Source organism: Candidatus Roseilinea sp. NK_OTU-006, assembly GCF_012931985.1.
Lineage (GTDB): Bacteria > Chloroflexota > Anaerolineae > J036 > Brachytrichaceae > JAAFGM01.
Genome location: NZ_JAAFGM010000027.1, coordinates 14,537 through 32,472, shown reverse-complemented (window position 1 = coordinate 32,472; position 17,936 = coordinate 14,537). Strand labels below are relative to the sequence as shown.

17 protein-coding genes are annotated in these 17,936 nt (G+C 62.7%); 2 read left to right on the top strand and 15 right to left on the bottom strand.

The features are described from left to right. Nucleotides 1-90: 90 nt before the first annotated feature. The 14 genes from GXH28_RS12460 to GXH28_RS12400 form a co-directional block, all read right to left on the bottom strand. Entirely contained in the window at nt 91-1,428 is a 1,338-nt protein-coding gene (locus tag GXH28_RS12460) for an aminotransferase class III-fold pyridoxal phosphate-dependent enzyme (protein WP_169239359.1), read from the bottom strand. A 39-nt stretch (nt 1,429-1,467) separates the two neighbouring features. Beyond that, nucleotides 1,468-2,205, bottom strand: a complete 738-nt coding sequence (locus GXH28_RS12455) for a TlyA family RNA methyltransferase (protein WP_169239358.1) — start codon at nt 2,203-2,205, stop codon at nt 1,468-1,470. A 7-nt stretch (nt 2,206-2,212) separates the two neighbouring features. Further along, nucleotides 2,213-2,956, bottom strand: a complete 744-nt coding sequence (locus GXH28_RS12450) for a metallophosphoesterase family protein (RefSeq protein ID WP_169239357.1) — start codon at nt 2,954-2,956, stop codon at nt 2,213-2,215. Nucleotides 2,957-3,015: 59 nt separating this feature from the next. Further along, entirely contained in the window at nt 3,016-3,408 is a 393-nt protein-coding gene (gene sufU, locus GXH28_RS12445) for a Fe-S cluster assembly sulfur transfer protein SufU (protein ID WP_169239356.1), read from the bottom strand. 11 nt (nt 3,409-3,419) lie between these two features. Beyond that, nucleotides 3,420-4,712: a cysteine desulfurase gene (locus GXH28_RS12440; protein WP_255464577.1), complete on the bottom strand. Its 1,293-nt coding sequence runs from the start codon at nt 4,710-4,712 to the stop codon at nt 3,420-3,422. Continuing rightward, on the bottom strand, nt 4,709-5,395 hold the full coding sequence (locus GXH28_RS16465) for a hypothetical protein (RefSeq protein WP_240550380.1): 687 nt from the start codon (nt 5,393-5,395) through the stop codon (nt 4,709-4,711). Before GXH28_RS16465 ends, GXH28_RS12440 begins: the two co-directional genes overlap by 4 nt. 119 nt (nt 5,396-5,514) lie before the next feature. Then, nucleotides 5,515-6,162: a 50S ribosomal protein L25 gene (locus GXH28_RS12435; RefSeq protein WP_169239354.1), complete on the bottom strand. Its 648-nt coding sequence runs from the start codon at nt 6,160-6,162 to the stop codon at nt 5,515-5,517. A gap of 196 nt (nt 6,163-6,358) precedes the next feature. Beyond that, a complete protein-coding gene (locus tag GXH28_RS12430; protein ID WP_169239353.1) occupies nt 6,359-6,925 on the bottom strand; it encodes an anthranilate synthase component II in 567 nt (188 codons plus the stop codon). A gap of 50 nt (nt 6,926-6,975) precedes the next feature. Next, nucleotides 6,976-8,490, bottom strand: coding sequence for an anthranilate synthase component I (gene trpE / locus GXH28_RS12425; protein WP_169239352.1), 1,515 nt, complete (start codon nt 8,488-8,490; stop codon nt 6,976-6,978). Between the two features lie 363 nt (nt 8,491-8,853). Continuing rightward, entirely contained in the window at nt 8,854-9,576 is a 723-nt protein-coding gene (locus GXH28_RS12420; protein ID WP_169239351.1) for a GNAT family N-acetyltransferase, read from the bottom strand. A 330-nt stretch (nt 9,577-9,906) separates the two neighbouring features. After that, nucleotides 9,907-10,845, bottom strand: a complete 939-nt coding sequence (gene fmt, locus GXH28_RS12415; RefSeq protein WP_169239350.1) for a methionyl-tRNA formyltransferase — start codon at nt 10,843-10,845, stop codon at nt 9,907-9,909. Nucleotides 10,846-10,919: 74 nt separating this feature from the next. After that, nucleotides 10,920-11,876 (bottom strand): carbohydrate ABC transporter permease, encoded by a 957-nt coding sequence (locus GXH28_RS12410; protein WP_169239349.1) that lies wholly within the window; start codon nt 11,874-11,876, stop codon nt 10,920-10,922. After that, the gene (locus GXH28_RS12405) at nt 11,877-12,854 is read right to left on the bottom strand and encodes a carbohydrate ABC transporter permease (protein WP_169239348.1); all 978 of its coding nucleotides are present in this window, start codon (nt 12,852-12,854) and stop codon (nt 11,877-11,879) included. A gap of 64 nt (nt 12,855-12,918) precedes the next feature. Next, on the bottom strand, nt 12,919-14,409 hold the full coding sequence (locus GXH28_RS12400; protein ID WP_169239347.1) for an ABC transporter substrate-binding protein: 1,491 nt from the start codon (nt 14,407-14,409) through the stop codon (nt 12,919-12,921). Nucleotides 14,410-14,747: 338 nt separating this feature from the next. On the opposite strand from GXH28_RS12400, the gene GXH28_RS12395 reads away from it, so the two are divergent. Beyond that, nucleotides 14,748-15,869, top strand: coding sequence for a helix-turn-helix domain-containing protein (locus GXH28_RS12395; protein WP_169239346.1), 1,122 nt, complete (start codon nt 14,748-14,750; stop codon nt 15,867-15,869). 11 nt (nt 15,870-15,880) lie between these two features. Continuing rightward, nucleotides 15,881-17,239 carry a 30S ribosomal protein S12 methylthiotransferase RimO gene (rimO, locus tag GXH28_RS12390; protein WP_169239345.1) on the top strand — a complete coding sequence of 453 codons (1,359 nt, stop codon included), beginning with the start codon at nt 15,881-15,883 and terminating at the stop codon, nt 17,237-17,239. A gap of 32 nt (nt 17,240-17,271) precedes the next feature. Here rimO and GXH28_RS12385 read toward each other — a convergent pair whose 3' ends face one another. Further along, the gene (locus GXH28_RS12385) at nt 17,272-17,913 is read right to left on the bottom strand and encodes a response regulator transcription factor (protein ID WP_320447958.1); all 642 of its coding nucleotides are present in this window, start codon (nt 17,911-17,913) and stop codon (nt 17,272-17,274) included. Nucleotides 17,914-17,936 lie beyond the last annotated feature (23 nt).

Sequence of the window (17,936 nt, the reverse complement as noted above, 5' to 3'; positions counted from 1 at the left end):
ATTCGCCGATGTGCCGCGGCAGGCGGGGGCCATAGCAAGTTCGGCCCCATCGCCTCAGCAGCGCCGGCGCCATGCAAGCGAATCAGCGGGTTACGCGACGACGAAATCGTCCGCAATGTCCAGTGCGCGGTCCACGATCTCCAGCCCTTCGCACAGCTCTTCTTTGGTGATGCACAAAGGCGGATTCACGAAGAAGTTGTTCCAGCGAACGAAGGTGAACAGGCCGTTGTCGTTAAAGAACTTCTTGATCAAGTTCATCACGTGCATCTCGTCGCCCTTGGCGTTGTAAGGCGCCATCGGCTCTTTCGTCTCGCGGTTCTTCACCAGCTCAAAGATGCTAAACAGGCCGATGTGGCGCACGTCGCCGACCGAAGGATGTTTGGCCTTGAGCTTGTCTTCTTCCTCGGCCAGGAATTTGCCCATTTCCGCCGCGCGCTCGATCAAGCGATCTTCTTTGTAGACGTTAATGCAGGCGATGGCCGCAGCACAGCTCAAGGCGTGGCCGCCATAGGTTAAGCCGGCCCACAGCACGTGGTCATCGAAATACGCGCCGATCTCTTCCGACACGATGCAGTTGCCGAGCGGCGCATAGCTGCTGGTCAGCCCCTTGGCCATGGTCATGATGTCTGGGGCGATGTCGTAGTGCTCGCAGGCGAACCACTTGCCGGTGCGCCCGAAGCCGCACATCACCTCGTCTAGGATGAGAAAGATGCCATATTTGTCGCACAACTGGCGCAGGCCCTGGTAATACGCCTTGGTCGGGATGATGATGCCATTGGTGCCGGTGATGGTCTCGACGAGCACGGCGGCGATGGTGTGCGGCCCCTCGAACTTGATGATGTCTTCGGTCTGGTTCAAGCACTCGGCCATGAACTCCTCTTCGGAGATGTTCAGCCGACAACGGTAGTAGTAAGGGTCGGGGATGCGCACTACGCCGGGGATGCCGGGCTCGCTGGCCCAGCGGCGCGGGTCGCCGGTAAGCGTCATCGAACCATAGGTGCCGCCGTGGTAGGAGCGATAGCGCGCCAGGATCTTGTGCTTGCCGCTCACCATGCGTGCGATCTTGATCGCGTTCTCGTTGGCCTCGCTGCCGCCCAGCGTGAAGAACGACTTCTTCAGGTTGCCGGGGGTGATCTCGGCCAGCATCTGGCCCAGCCGGCCGCGGACTTCGGTGGCGGCGTAGGGGTTGGCGTAGGTCAGCTTAGCGGCTTGTTCTTGGATGGCGCGGATCACGCGCTCGTCGCCGTGGCCGATGTTCACGCTCATCAACTGGGAATTGAAGTCAATGTAGCGCTTGCCGTCGGTTGTCCAAAAATACACGCCCTTGGCGTGGTCAATGGGCATCGGCGTATAGCCGCCCTGCATGTTCCACTCAAACAGGGTGTATTCTTTGTTGAGGCGGATGACTTCTTCTGCGGTCAGTGCCATGGTGACTCCGAATCATGAGGTTGATTGACGCCGATTGTATCAATTTGTCGCAAACCAAGCGAGGAACTCTTGGTTGCCGTCTGCGCCGAGGATGGGCGATTCGATCACGCCGCGCGCCGGCCAGCCCTGCTGCGCACAGAATGCGGTGATGCGAGCGATGACGTCATGATGCACCTGGGGATCGCGCACGACGCCGCCCTTGCCCACGCGCGCACGGCCGGCCTCGAACTGCGGCTTGATGAGCGCGATGACGCCGCCTGCTGATCTCGCCGTCGGCGCGATCCAGCCGAACACCTTGGGCAAGATCAACATGAGCGAGATGAACGATACGTCCACAGTCGCCAGAGCAATGGCTTCGGGCAGCGCGTCCAGATAGCGGGCGTTGACGCCCTCCATCACGACGACGCGCGGGTCGTGGCGCAGGCGCCAGTGCAACTGGTTGCGCCCCACGTCCACAGCGTACACGCGCGCTGCGCCACGCTGCAGCAAGCAATCGGTGAAGCCGCCGGTGCTGCTGCCCACGTCGGCGCACACCCAGCCGGACGGCGCGATGTGAAAGTGATCGAGCGCCGCTTCCAGCTTGTAGCCGCCGCGCGACACGTAGCGCGGCGCGTGCGCGACGGTAATCGCGACATCCTCGTCGAAGCGCTTGGCCGGCTGATCCACCACCTGTTCATTGACGCGCACCTCACCGGCGCGGATCAGGCGCTGCGCCTGGTCACGACTCTCGGCCAGGCCCCGCGACACCATGAGGGCATCCAGGCGAACTTTGGACATATCGCACTCATCGGCCGTGGCTCAGCCGCTCGATCAGCCGGTCGGGAAAGCCGGCGGCGCGCATCTTCTCCTGGGTGCGCTTGATAGGGTACTCGACGCGATGGGGCGTCCAGGTCGACTTTTCCGTATCGAGCAGCGCGTAGGCGGCGCGCGGGTCGCCGTCGCGCGGCTGTCCGACGCTGCCCGGATTGATGATGTAGTTGTGGTTCGGCTTGAGCGCAATCGGGATGCTTGGCGTCGGCGCGGCGGCGTAAACTGCAAGCGTGACGCTGTTTTTGACGAAGATAGCCGGCACGTGCGTGTGGCCGATCAGCGCATACGCCGTCGGCATGTAGTCGAAGTTCTCCTCTGCGACGCTCAGCTCGAGCACATACTCCCAGATCGGCTCGCGCGGGCTGGCGTGTGCAAGCAGGTAGTCGCCTTCCACGTCTTGCTCTGGGCGCGCGCGCAGATAGTTCAAGTTCTCCCGGGTCAGGCGCGCCCGAGTCCACTCCACGACGAAGGCGGCGTGCTCATGAAAGGTCTCGCTGCTGAGTTTGCCCAGCACGGCCCAGTCGTGATTGCCGGCCAGGCACACGTGCGGCAAGCTGCGCAACAGGTCAATGCATTCGTTGGGGTCGGGGCCGTAGCCCACGATATCTCCCAGGCACCAGACGATGTCGAATCGCAAGCGTCGCCTCGCTGCATCCTGCAGGACGGCTTCGAAGGCCGCTAGGTTGGCGTGAATGTCGGAGATGATGAGGCAGCGCATGTGGCGTCAATGAGCGCGTGCCCGATGCTGGGCGCTCGGTGGAGGGAAGCATCCGACGATCAAGGATGTCGCAGCGTCCACAGTTTGATGCCGGTCTTCAGCACTTTCAAGCCCAGCAGCGCACACTTCACACGCGCTGCTGTCAACGGCACGCCCACCAGGTCGAGCACACGTTGTGGCTCGATTTGATCAATCTCATCCACCGGCTTCCCCACCACGTCTTCGAGCAGCATCGAGGTGGCGGCCTGGCTGATGATGCACCCGTCGCCTGTGAAGGCGGCATCGGCGATGTAAACGCGATCGCCTGCGCTGCCGAGCTTCACATCAATGCGAATGCGATCGCCGCACAAGGGATTGCTTTCCTCATGTGAGATATCCGCGTGCTCGATCACCCCATGATGGCGTGGGTTCTCGTAATGGTCGAGGATGTGTTCGCGATACAAGTCTTGCATGTCCCAAGCCCTCATCGCTTAAGCGCGGCTTTGGCCTTGTAGATCGCTTCGATCAGGGCATCCACCTCGTGTAACTCGTTGTAAACGTAGAAGCTGGCGCGGGCGGTGGCGCTCAGGCCGAGCCGGATGTGCAGCGGCTGGGCGCAGTGATGACCGGCGCGGATAGCTACGCCGTCGCGGTCGAGCAGCGAGGCCAGGTCGTGTGGGTGCACGCGATCCAGCGTGAATGTCACCACGCCGCCGCGGATCTCCGGATCGGTTGGCCCGACGATCTTCGCGCCGGGCACTTCGCTGATGCGTTCGAGCGCGTAGGCCGTGATCTCGCGCTCGTGAGCACGGACGGCTTCCATGCCCAGCGCATCCAGGTAGTCCACGGCGGCCCCCAGGCCGATCGCCTCGACGAAGGCCGGCGTGCCGGCTTCGAATTTGAGCGGCACCTCGTTCCAGCGCGGCCCGTCGAACCCAACCGCGCTGATCATGTCGCCGCCGGTGAGGAAGGGCGGCATGGCTTCCAGCAGCTCGCGCTTGCCGTAGAGCACGCCGATGCCGGTCGGGCCAAGCATCTTGTGCCCGGAGAACACCAGAAAGTCGCAGTCCATTGCGCCGACGTTCACCGGCATGTGCGGCGCTGATTGCGAACCATCCACGATCACCTTGGCGCCGATGGCGTGCGCGCGTTGAATGATCGGGCGCGGGTCGGTGATCGTGCCCAGCACGTTGGACACGTGGGCGAAGCTTACCAGCTTCGTGCGCGGCGTGAGTCGCTCGTCCAGCCGTTGCAGGTCGAGCTGCCCTTCGGGTGTGATGGGGATGAACTTCAGCGTCAGGCCCCGTTCCTGTGCCAGCACCTGCCACGGCACGAAGTTGGCGTGATGCTCCAGTTCGGTGATGAGGATTTCGTCGCCCGGACGCAGGAAGTGCCGCCCATACGAGTAGGCCAGCAAATTCAGCGCCTCGGTCGCATTGCGGGTGAAGACGATTTGCTCGGCCGACGGTGCGCCGATGAAGCGGGCGACTTTCGCACGCGCTTCATCGTATCGCGCAGTGGCAGCCTCGCTGAAGGCGTACACGCCGCGATGCACGTTGGCGTATGCACAACGATACACCTCATCCATCGCTTGGAGCACCTGAATCGGTTTTTGCGAAGAAGCGGCGCTATCTAAGAAGACGACGCGCTTCCCGTTGACCGACTGCGCCAAGATGGGGAAGTCGGCGCGAATTCGGCGCACGTCGAGCGGCGCGCCCTTGGCGTTGAACGCGCCGGCGCGTCCAGCCGCGACCGCCCATCGTTCGTCGTTCGTCAATTCGTCACCTCGACCTGATACTGCACGGTGCCTATCGCATCGCAATGGACGAGCAACGTCGCCGGCCCAATCGGTTCGTGGGCGTCCACAGCCCAGATCCAGGCGACGATGCCGTCGCTGCCTGCCCGGCGCGATGCCCCCGACGGGATCGGCGCGACCTGCTGGCTGCCGTCGGCTCGCATCCGCGCGATCTGCAATTGACATACCGCGTTGGGCTGCGTGCGAATCGTCAACGCGACTGCCCCACCAGCATACACCTTGTCGGAGAGCGATAGCAACGTGATGCCGGAAGGATCGGGAGGTGGGGTGGGTGTGCGCAGCGGTTGCGCAGCTTGCTCAGGGCCGGCGCCGATGGGTCGCCGCGTGGCGACAGGAATCGTCGGGGGGATGGCTTGCGCCGTGAGTGTGGCGATGACGGCGTCGGATGTGCTGCGGATGTCGGGCGCGCCGGACGGCGTGGGCGAGAATAACGGATTGGGTTCAAGCGTGGGCGCGAACGACGGCGTTGTTGCGACGGGAGCGATCGGCGCTGTGGGCTGGATCGGTGATTGCAGCGGCGACTGAAGCGGCGCCGGCGCTGGCTGCTGTGGCCGGCCGGCCGCAAAGACGATTGCGCCGACGATCAGGGCGCCGGCGACGAGGAGCACAGCGTCGCGCCAGGCTCGGCCCAAGTGTGCGTTCATCTTCGCAGAGTGTAACCGGTTGAGCAAAGCAAAGGGCGCGCGTGAACTCCGCGCGCCCGACCGTTGATGTTGATCGGCGACGCCAAACGGCGCGCGATCGCCTCCCTTCCGTCGTTCGGCTATTCTTCCGCGCCTTCCGCCTCTTCCTTCTTGCCCTTTTCGATCACTTCAACTTCGGCGGGTTCGGCCGCAGCCTCCTCCTTCGCTTCCACGAAGCGCGTGACGCGGACGACTTCATCTTCCGGATCGTCGAGCAGCGTGATCCCCGGCGGCACAACGACATCTTTGACGCGCACCACGTCGTCCACTTTCATTTTGCTCACGTCAATCGTCACTGCTTCGATCAGGTCGCTCGGCAGGCATTCGATCTTCAACGTGTCACGCTCCTGCAACAGCACGCCGACACCGCTCTTCACATCCTCGGGTTCCCCTTCGAGCATCACGCGGATGCTGGCCGTGATCTTCTCGGTCATCGAGACCGCGTAGAAGTCAATGTGCTGGATGGTGCGACGGATCGGATCGCGCTGCACCTCGCGGGTGAGCACCATCTGCGGCGCGTCTTTCCCTGCGATGTGAAGGGTGATGAGCGTGTTGTGGCCGGTTTTGCGCAGCGTGTTGGTCACTTCGCGCGCATCGAGTTGAATGGGAATGTTCGGCGTGTTGCGTCCGTAGACGATAGCGGGCACTTTGCCCGAGCGTCGCAGCGCGTTGACGCCGCTGCCGACGGCAGCGCGGATCTCCGCGCGCAATTCGATTTTGTCTGCCATGAGTGTTCAGCCTCCTTCGGTTTGCGGTACAGCCGCCCATCGGTCGCGTGGACCTACTCACGGATGTAGCATCGTTGGCCGGAGCTGACGGAATGTTCGAGATTCGCGCCCATGGGGCCGACGCGCTTCGCGGCTGCAAAGCGGGCGACATTATACCGCCTCAACTAACGGATCGAGGCATCGGTCATCCTTGCGCTCACCCCATGGCGAGGAAATTGGCGATGATCTGTTTGCCGTTCTGGGTCAAGATGCTTTCGGGATGAAACTGCACGCCGAAGGTGGGATGTTGCTTGTGGCGCAGGCCCATCACTTCGCCTTCTGCGGTGAACGCGGTGACCTCGAGCGCCGGCGGCAGCGGCTCGGCTACGATCAACGAATGGTAGCGCGTTGCCTCGAACGGGTTGGGCAGGCCGCGGAACAGGTCGCGCCCGTTGTGGTGGATGAGCGATGTTTTGCCGTGCATCAGCCGCGGCGCGTGGACGACGCTGCCGCCGAACACATGTCCGATGCACTGCTGCCCCAGGCACACGCCAAGGATGGGCGTCTGGCCGCTGAACTCGCGCAGCACATCGTTGCTGATGCCGCTGTCCTGCTGCGGCGTGCCCGGCCCCGGCGAGATCACGAATCCCCTGGGCTTGAGCGCTTTGAGCTGATCGAGCGTCACCTGGTCGTTGCGGAAGACGCGCAATTCCGCGCCTAGCTCGCCCAAGTATTGCACCAGGTTGTAGGTGAACGAATCGTAGTTATCAATGACGATGATCATTGGATTCCACCGTTTGAGATTGGGGATGGGAGACTGGCTTCTATTTCCGCCTACCGATTCTCGGCTTCGTCAATCGCGATCATCAGCGCGCGGGCTTTGTTGTGCGTTTCGTGGAACTCGGCAGTGGGATCGCTATCGGCGACGATGCCGGCCCCGGCCTGCACATAGCACATGTCGTCGCGCATCACGATGGTGCGGATGCCGATGCAGGTGTCCATCTGACCGTTGAACGAGAAATAGCCCACACATCCGCCATAGATGCCTCGACGTTCGCCCTCCAACGCTTCGATGATTTCCATCGCGCGCACTTTAGGCGCGCCGCTGAGGGTGCCGGCGGGGAAGGTAGCGCGCAACACGTCAAAGGCGTCCAGCCCGTCGCGCACCCTGCCTTCCACGAGGCTGACGATGTGCATCACGTGCGAGTAGTGCTCGATGACCATCAACTCCGGCACGCGCACCGTGCCGTATTGTGCGACGCGGCCGATGTCGTTGCGTCCCAGGTCCACGAGCATAACGTGTTCGGCGCGCTCTTTCGGATCGGCCAGCAGCTCCTTTGCCAGTGCCGCGTCTTCGTGTTCATTGGAGCCGCGCCGGCGTGTGCCAGCAATCGGCCGCACGCTAGCAATGCCGTTCTCGAAGCGCGCGTGCATCTCCGGCGACGCGCCGATCAGCTTCAGATTCTCCGTCAGCAGCCCATCGAAGTTGAAGTAGAACATCCACGGCGATGGATTCAACATACGCAGCGTGCGGTAGATGGTGAATGGGTGAGCCGTCGTGCGCCGCTCGATCCGCCGCGATAGCACCACCTGGAAGATGTCGCCGGCCCGAATATGCTCCTTGGCCGTGCGCACCATCTGCTCGAATTCTGCCTGCGACTTGTTCGCGCGCGGCGGCGTGCACATGGCCTGCGGATTGGGCTTGAGCGTAGCCATCGGCGCGCTCAACCGCGCATGGATCGTCTTAATGCGTGCGACGGCGTCCTCGTAAGCTTCGACCAGGGTGGGCGCGCCGTCCAGGTAGGCATTGGCGATGATCAGCAATCGGTGGCGCGCGTGATCGAATGCGACCAGCGTATTGGCCAGCAAGTAAGCGGCTTCGGGAAGGTGCAGCACATCAGCGGCGGACGCCGGCAGGCGCTCGAACTGCCGCACTACGTCGTAGCCGGTGTAACCTACTAACCCGCCGCAGAAGCGCGGCAATTGTGGCGACGGCACGAAGCGATATTTGGCCATCTCGCGGCGCAGCAGGTCTAACACGTCGCCTTCGCCGGCAGGGAAGGGCTGCGCTGTCAGCCCGTCCGGCGTGAGCGTGTGGCGGTGGAGTCGGCCATCGCGGAACACCAGCGCCTCGCGCAGGTGCACGCCGATGAACGAGTAGCGCGCGACCTGCTCGCCGCCGGAGACGCTCTCCAAGAGGAAGGCGGGGTCATCGCCGGCCAGCCGCAGGAAGAGCGAAACCGGCGTATCCAGGTCGGATGGCAATTCAGCGTAGATCGGGATCAGATTGCCGCGCTCGCTCAGCGCGCGCATCCCTTCAAGGGAGGGTGTGATCGTCAGTTGTCCCATCGGTCAGAACTCCATGCAAACAACAACGCCTCTCATCTTGAGGGACGAGAGGCGTTGCTCGTGGTGCCACCCTGCTTCGGGCGGCCGATCTAGCCGCCCCTTTTGCGCGAACCATCATTCGCTCCGCCTTGTAACGGTGGCGGCTCCGGCTTACCTACTGGGAGCGTGTTTTGGCGCCCCGTTCAGCTCGCAGCTCCCGAGTCCATTCGCCCTTCGCTCCACGCGCAGCGCTCTCACCCACCCGCGCTGCTCTCTGTGCGCTTTTGCGAAGGGCTACTTGTCTCGTTCTTTGCCTTTCGCTGTCGCCATTTTACAGGCTTTGCGCGGAATTGTGAATTTGCGCTGCGATGCCGCGATGCCGGCCTATGAAACGCTGGGCGGGCGAGCGGTCGCCGGTGGAGGGTGCGATGCGTCTTGAGACACCGGCGGCGCGGGCTGGCCGGGTTCTACATAGTCTGGGTTGCGCCATTCCAGCAGCGTAGACCATCCGTCGGTTGGGGGATCATTCAGGTAGTTTTGCAACATGCCGCGGAGCACAAAGCCGTTGCGCAGTTGGGTGGTCAGCGTGCTGTCGTAGATCAATCCGGCTTGCACGCAGCGCACATACTCGTGCGCCGTCATCACATGCTTGTAATTGGCAAAGCCGGGGATCATGCCGCCGATCACTTGACCTTTCAGGTTCAGCCGTTTGCACAACGCTTTGCGCGCATCGTGCAACCTGCGCGCGATCCCACGCCCACGATAGTCTGGATGCACACACATATCCACGCCGTAGTAATAGTTGCCGTGGGGGTTGTGATTGGTTAGCCATCCACCGGCGATGGCGTCAATAAATTTATGATGCTGAAAGTGTTCTTGGTCTATTTGATCGTAGTAGGTGAGGAAACCCGCGGTGGTGCCGACGACGTGGCCGGTCTCGCGGTCAATCGCCATGAATTGGCCTTCTGGGAACAGCCGAATATGGCTGAGGAAGTGCTCCGCCGTGAACTGTTCTTCTTTGGCTAAGGTGGGATAGCATAGCGGCTGCAAGGCGGCGCACTGTTCGACATACTCGGTTTGGGTGTTCAGAATCAGGATTTCACTCAAGACGCTCCTTCCGTTGCGTAATCGCAACTCGATGTTCACTCCGTTCACTCCCAAGCAAGCTCGCAGTTTAGTATATCAAGGCTTAAAGGAGCCTTAGAGAGCGTCCTAACTTTTCTCGGACACGTGGGCCGATCGCGGCTTGGACGGCACGACTGTTGGATCGCGCGACATCGCTGGCCGAATCGGTGTGGTGGCAGTCTGAAAAAGCGCCCGGCGCGTGAGGCGCAGGCTGATCGGGTTGCTCGTGCGCGTCTGGACGGCCTGTGTGGACAGCGCCGGAAGGACGAAACCCAACGGCAGAGAGGGTGGGGAGGAGTCAGGTGGCTTCCGTCACTGGCCGAGTGTGCTGCCGGCCAAATTCGGATGGCCGCGCGCGAAGGCAGCGGCCTCCATGGCCGGTTTGCCCTCCATCTGCACTTCCAGCAGGCGCAATGCGCCGTCGCCGCAACGCACGTAGACGCCGCTGCGATCCACGCTCACGCCGCCGGGTGGCAGGCCTGGAGCGCACGCAGCCGCGGCGATCGCGGCGCGCAGCACTTTCATCTGCCGTCCCTGCCAGGTGGTGAACGCCGAAGGCCAGGGGGACATGGCGCGCACATGCCGCTCCAGCGCTTCGGCACTGCGCGACCAATCCAGACGGCCGTCTTCTTTCTTCAAACGCCCGGCCAGCGTGACGCGCGATTCATCCTGGCGCTGGGGCACAATTGCGCCGGCCAACCAGGCCGGCAGCGTTTCGATCAACAGCGCAGCGCCAAGCCGGGCCAGGCGCTCTGTGAGCGAGCCGGTCGTGTCGTCCGGCCGGATCGGCTCAGGGCGTTGCGCAATGATCGGGCCGGAATCCAACCCGGCTTCCATCAGCATCAGCGTGACGCCGGTGACGGCGTCACCCGCCGCAATCGCGGCGCTCACCGGCGAGGCCCCGCGCCAACGCGGCAACAGCGAAGCGTGGATGTTGAGGCAGCCATGGGGAGGCAACGCCAACACCTCTGGGCGCAGGATCTGCCCAAACGCTGCGACGATGATCACGTCGGGCGCAAGCGCGCGCAGCTCAGCAACGACCGAGGGCGGACGCAGCGAATCCGGCTGCATCACCTGGAGCCGATGCTGCAGCGCCAGCGCCTTCACCGGAGGCGATTGAATCTGCCGACCGCGGCCGGCTGGCGCATCCGGCTGAGTGACTACGGCCACGATGTCATAGTTGGCCTCGATCAGCGCCGACAAGGCCGGCACAGCAAACGACGGCGTGCCCATGAAAATCACGCGCGTCATGACCCCGCCCTCCACTGCACCGGGGAGCACCTCAATCCCCCGGGTGGGACACCGCACGCCTGCGCCACGCTCGGCTATCCCTTCACCGCTCCCTCGGTCATCGCTTGGAAGAAGGTCTGGCGTGTGAACAGGAAGAGGATTACCACCGGCGCTGCGATCAGCACACATGCGGCAGCGATGACCTGATAGTTGATGATGTTCTGGCTGAGGAAGTCGTACATGCCGAACATCGCCGTGCGCAGGTCGCGCTTTGTGATCAGCAGGTAGCCGGCGATGAACTCATTCCACACGTTGACGAAGCACAACAAAAAGGCCGCCAGCAACCCCGGCATGGCCAAGGGGACGACGATGCGCCACAGCACACCGATGGGCGTGCAGCCGTCAATCAGCGCTGCTTCTTCCAGCTCCCGCGGGATGGTGTCGAAGAATCCCTTGACGATCCATACGCTGATGGGCAAATAAAAGCCCACATAAACGGCGATGATGAACATGCGCTCGTCATAGCCAGGGAGGCCCGACTTGCGCAGGTCCACCGCCATCTGATAGAGCGCCAACAGGTTTGTCAACAAAGGGATGCCGGTGATGGCGAGGATGGCGACCATCAGCGCGCGCCGGCCGCGAAAGCGATAGCGCGAGAAGGCATAGCCGGCGAAGCCGGCCAGCACAAACACCAGCCCAGAAGAGAGCAAGGCGTACAACACCGTGTTCGGCAGGTAGGTGCTGAACATGCGGCCGGTGAGTCTGACGCCGAGCAACGCATTCGGATCAGGGCGAGGGGCAATCACCCGCTCGTAGCCCTCAACGACAAATCGGCAAGCAGAGAGCCGGAAATGACCTTGTGGGTCATCACACGGCAAGAGCACCGGTGGGCGGCGCAGTACGTCCTGCTCGCGCTTGAACGACGTGCTGAGCGTGAGCGCGATGGGCAACAGCAACAGGGCCACGATCACGATCACGGCGCTATTGATCAGCCACGGCTCGACTTGTTTGCGCAGCGCGTGCTCGCGAGGAGAGGGAAGACGAGCGAACATTTAGGCGACACGCTCCTCGGTGCGTGAGACACGCAAGGTTAATACGATCAAGGCTAGGTTAATGACCGCGATGAACACCGACAACGCCGCGGCCCGCCCAAACTCCAGCCGGCCAAAGCCGATGGTGTAGAGCAAAAAGCTCAGCACTTCCGTGGCCGTGCCGGGGCCGCCGCGCGTCAAGGTGAAGACCAGGCCGATGCCGTTCATGCCGCCCAAGGTCAGGTTGAACAGCGCAACCACCAGCGTCGGCAAAATGAGCGGCAAGGTGATGAAGCGCAAGGTCTGCCAGCCATTCGCGCCGTCAATACGCGCGCTCTCGACGATCTCCTGAGGCACAGTTTTGAGCGCCGCCAGCACCAACAAGGTCACGAAAGGCAAGGCGCGCCACGCAGTGGCCAGGATCAAGTAATACATGGCCGGCGCGGGCGGGAAAGGGAGACCAGCAATCCACGGGCGCGGCGCGGGATCGGATGGGATGGAGATGCCCTTCGGAGGGAACAAGGTTGGGTTGGAGAGGATGGGCGAGAGCAAACCGTAATCCGGCACAACCAGCAGCCCAAACACCAGGCCGACGATCACGTCTGCGATGACCCACGGAATGAAGATCAACGTGATGTAAACGCCGGAGAGCTTGAGTCGGCGGTTGAGGAGCAAGGCGATAACCAGCGCAGCGGTTAGGGTCACCGCGACGTAGCCCACCAGGAATACCACAGTATGGCCGACGCTCTCGCGGAAGGCTGCGCTGCCGAAGATGCGCTCGAAGTTGCGCAGTCCAACGAAGTTCCAGACCGCCCCCTGACGTTCCTGAAAGCTCAGCCAGATGGAATAAAAGCCAGGATAAAACTGGATGGCAGCAAGAATAAGCAGCGTGGGCAGCAACAACCAGAAGGGGAGCGTTTGGTTGAAGAAGCCGCCCTGCCGGATCCGTCTGTTTGCAGTTCGAGTGGGTGTGCTCGTGATTTGTGCCTGTGTCGCCATCACGAAGATAAGCCGGTGCGCAGGGGAGAGGCCCCCTGCGCACCGGGTTCAGAAGCATGAAGGGCTAGTTGCCCTTGTTGTATTCCTCTTCGGCCGCCTTCAGCGTCGCCGAAATGTCGGCAGTCGGATCTTCCTTGGTCAATTTGTAGATCGTGCTCTGGATGATCTTCTGCGCCTCTTGGCGACGCTCAAGCGAGCCATACCACGGCCGGCACTCGCTGGCCGCCACTGCCGCGGCTGCCTGTTCATAGAACGCTTTGGCTATCGGCGCGCGCGCCTCGATCTCCGGCAACATGGAGCGCAGCGCCGGGAAGCCACCACCTGGGCCAAGCACCCAATCCGGGTTTTGCTCCTTGGTCATGATCCAGTTGATGTAGTCCTTTGCCGCCTCGACATTCTTCGCACCGGTAGGGATGACGAACCCGGACACGCCGGTGCCACAACCGGGCTTGCGACCTTCCGGGGCGAAGAAAGGCGCGATGAAGACATCGCCGGCGGTGATGGCATCCAGCATATCTTCCCCATTGCCCTTGTTGTATTCCTTGCCGTTCGGCGCCTTCAGCGGATTCACGTAGCGATAGCCGAAGATGCCGGTGGGGAACGACGCGGCCTCGGCAGTCTTCATCGGGTCCTCTTCAATGAAGGGAGTAGTGGTGCCCTCCCACGTGCGCGGGTGGACGTAGCCGGCAGCGATAATTTCGCGCAGGAAGGTGATCGCCGCCACGTTCTCAGGCGTATCCAGCTTCATCTTCCCCTGGCCGTCGTCGAACGTGCCGCCGAAGGATTTGATCAGTGTGTTGGTGAAGCGCGTGGTGCCCTCGCCATCAAACGCGGTTGAACCGAAATAGGTGATGGCATACACTCCCTTGGCCTTCAGCGCTTCGGCGGCTTGCTTGAATGCTTCCGGGGTCTTGGGATAGCCATCCGGGAAGTGATCGCGCCAGACAAATACGACTTGCGGCGTCATAGCAACCGGAACGCAATAAATCCGACCATCAGGGCCGGTGCATGAAGCCACGGCCGAAGGATCCAGGTCGGAAAACCAGGGCTGTGCTTTCACCCAGTCGGTGAGGTCTTGCACTGCACCGTTCTTGATGAACGGCACCAGGTCCGCATCGCCCGACTGCATCAGGTCCGGCACCTCGCCTCCCGATTGCACGGCCGCCACCAAGTTGGTGGCCATCTTATCGAACGGCTGAGGCTGATTCACCCAGCGCCACTTGCCCTTAAAGGCCTCGTTGAACAACGGGATGGTTTTGCGCAGGTATTCGTTGCCCACGCGCTCATCAGACTTGGGGTCTACGTTCGTCTCATCGTACTGGTACCAGGTGACGAAATCCTTCACCTCTCCGGCGGGCTGTTCAGCAGGCGCGGTGGACTGCGCCGGCGCAGCGGGTGCAGCAGGCGCGGTGGGCTGTTCGGCAGGCGCGGCAGGTTGCGCCGGCGCAGCGGGTGCAGCAGGCGCGCACGCGGCCACCAGCAGAGATAGCGCGGCAAAAGTCGCCAGCGCTGCAGCGATTCTCTTATTAGTGCGAGTCAAATGTTGATCAGACATTCTTACCCTTCTCCTCCTGAGTTGCAGGAACTTAACTTCCAAACATGATGCCAAATCATCGCGACTTGGGATGACGTGCGTAAGTAACGTGAGATAGGCGCGGAATGAAGTGCTGGGCTGATTCCACCTCCTCGTACAAGCGTGAAATTGGGCACGCGTCGGACGGTCCTCGACGGTGAGGGGTGCCGATGCATGGCCTAATAGTGTTGGGCAAACAGTCTATCACAAACGCCCCGATGCGCACGCGGGCATGTGCGCTGGTCCGTTCGGAGGTATCGCCTGCCAGGGCACGATGCCCCACACGCTGTCGCCAGAGCGGGCGTGCTAGAATCTTGCAAATGCCGTCTGAGTTGGCTCAGCGCATTCGTGATGCGCGCAATGCCCGCGGGATCACCCTCGACGAAGCCGAACGCGCTACCAAAATTCGGCGCAAGTATCTGGAAGCGATCGAATTGGGCGACTTTGCGCAGCTTCCAGACGGCCCGCCGGGTCGAGGCTTCGTCAAGAACTATGCGCGCTATCTCGGTCTCAATCCCGAAGCTGCAATCAAGCTCTTCGAAGCAGAGGTGGGCGTGCCGGTGCTGATGTTGCGCGACCCCGCGCCGCCTCCACCGATGCGTCATAAGCCGGTATCTCGATTGACTCAAGTCGCGTTGCCCGAGCCACAGGCAGCCGACGCAGCGAATGACCACGCTGCATCTGTGAGCGCGTTGGCGGAAGACGTTTACGCTTCCTCGCAGCAGGCTGTTGCGCGCCGTGACGGCACTACAGGCAAGGCGATGATCATCACGGTCCCCCGTCCCCTGCGCGCCAGTGGTTCTTCGTTTCGTCTGAAGAACATCCGCGGGCCGTTTGCCGAGTACGACCCGAACAAGATGAGCGCGCGTGGGCCGAAACAGCCATTCGGCGCCATGCTCCGGCCGTCGAGGATCGAGCGTTACTTGCCCTACGGGTTGGGCGCGCTGGCGATTGCCGGCGTCCTCGCCTTCTGCATCCTGGTCGTCGCGCCGGCGATAAGAGAATGGATCAACTCGGTCCTCCCGCCCCAGACACCAGCGGCGGTAGCCGACGAACCCGCATTCGTGCCACAGGTGACGATCTTTGCGCCGCAACCGACGCGCGCGCTTGCGGTTGCCGATCAGCCCGCCCCTGCTGCTGCGCCGCCCACCCGCGAAGCAGGCGGACCGATCGCGCCGAATCAACCCGCCTTCGTCGGCGGCTTGCAGCTTGCCCTCGACGCGCGCGAACGTGCCTGGGTGCGGGTGAAGGTGGATGGCAATGTCGTGTTCGAGGGCATCCCACCCATCGGCCCGGGCATTCCCTTCAGCGCTAATCAGGACATCCAGGTCGAGACTGGCAACGCTGGCGCGTTCGATATCATCCTCAACAACGTTCGCCTTGGCCCTCTCGGTGCGCGCAACGAGACGGTGGTCAAGACGTGGAGCGCGGGCAGCCCATAGGCATCCTCAACGTGAAGAAGTCCTACTATCTGCTGTCGCTTGGCTGTGCCAAGAACACCGTTGACTCGGACAGCATCGCCCAATTGCTCGATGCGTCCGGCTATCGTGGCGTCGAAGACGCGCGCCGGGCGGAGGTGCTGATCGTCAACACCTGCGGCTTCATCGGCCCCGCGCGCGAAGAATCGCTTCGCCACTTGCGCGATTTGGCCGAACGCAAACGGCATGGCCAATTGCTCATCGCCGCCGGTTGTCTGGCGCAATTGTGGGGGGCAAAGTTGGCCGAAGCCGTGCCGGGGCTGGACGGCGTGATCGGCACGCGCCGCTGGATGGACATCGTCGCATTCATCGAACGCCTGCGCGGTCGCGCCCGGCCCGAGCCACTCTTCCATCTGCCGGATGAAGCGACGACCGTCGGTGATGACGAACGCGGGGCGCTGCGTGCCGCCCGGCAAGGCGCGAGCGCATACCTCAAAATCGCCGATGGATGTCGCCGCCCCTGCGCTTTCTGCACCATCCCGGCGATCAAAGGCACGATGAAGTCCCGCCCGCCGGCGTTGATTGTGGATGAGGCCCGTCATCTGGCGCAACGCGGCGTGCGCGAGTTGATCTTGATCGCGCAAGACCTGACCGATTACGGCAACGACATCGGCCTGCGCGATGGCCTGGCGCACTTGATCACCGACATCACCCGCGCCGCGCCCCAGCTCGACTGGGTGCGGCTGATGTATGCCTACCCCGGCGCAGTCACCGACCGCCTGATCGAAGTGATGGCTACAAACGACAAGGTGGTGAAGTACTTAGACATCCCGTTGCAGCACGCCCATCCGGACACCTTGCGCCGTATGCGCCGGCCGAGCAACATCGAGTGGGTTCATCGGACGATCGGTAAGATGCGCGCGGCCATCCCCGGCCTGGCCGTGCGCACCACCTTTATCGTCGGCTTCCCCGGCGAGACCGACGCCGAGTTCGACGCGCTGGTGCAGTTCATCGAGGAGATGCAATTCGACCGCGTCGGCGTCTTCACCTACTCCTTCGAGGCCAACACGCCCAGCGGCCGGATGCCCAACCAGGTGCCTGCCGAAGTCGCCGAGGCGCGCCGCGATGTGCTCATGCGCCGGCAGCAGCAGATCTCGCTGGTCAAAAACCAGCGTTTCGTTGGCGCGACGCTCACCGCGCTGATCGAGGGCAACGACCCGGAACAAGCCATCAGCATCGGTCGCACCTACCGCGATGCGCCGGAAGTAGACGGGCTGGTGATCATCGAGGGTACGTTACCCGCAGGGGAGATGGCGCCTGTCAAGATCACCGGCGCGCTGGAATACGACCTCACCGGCATGGTGCTTCAGGAGCAGCCGGTGATCACGCTGTGAGTCGGAAGTGTGCTCTGCGACGCGCCCGGTAGCTACACCAGCTTCTGCTTCACCGCCAACGCGACCGCCTCGGTGCGGTTATTCACGTACAGCTTCGAGAGGATGCTGCTGACGTGGAACTTGACGGTGGATTGGCTGACGTAGAGCCTGGAAGCGATATCCTGATTGCTCAGCCCTTGCACCATCAAGGCGAGCACCTCGCGTTCGCGCTCGGTCAGGTCACTGCCTACGGCCGGCGGTTGGGTGGTCGCGTGAATGAGCGCCTGGGTCGCCTCCGGCGCGAGCGTCGGCCGGCCGGCATGCGCGGCGCGGATGGCGCTGGCCAGTTCATCGGCGGAAACATTCTTGAGCAGGTAGCCGATCGCGCCGGCGCGCAGCGCGCCCTGCACTAACTCATCTTCCTTAAAGCTGGTGAGCACGACGACCTGCACGTTGGGATTCTGCTCACGGATGATTTGTGTCGCCGTAGCGCCATCCATCTCCGGCATCACCAGATCCATCAACACCACGTCGGGCTTCAATCGCGCGCACATGCGCACCGCCTCTGCGCCGTTGGACGCCTCGCCGGCCAGCTCAAGGTCGTCATAGGCGGACAACAGTGCTTTCAGCCCGCTGCGCACCATCGGGTGGTCGTCAACGATCAAAACTCGGATCATCTTCTCGTCGCTACTCACGCCCATATTGTACGAAAACCGTC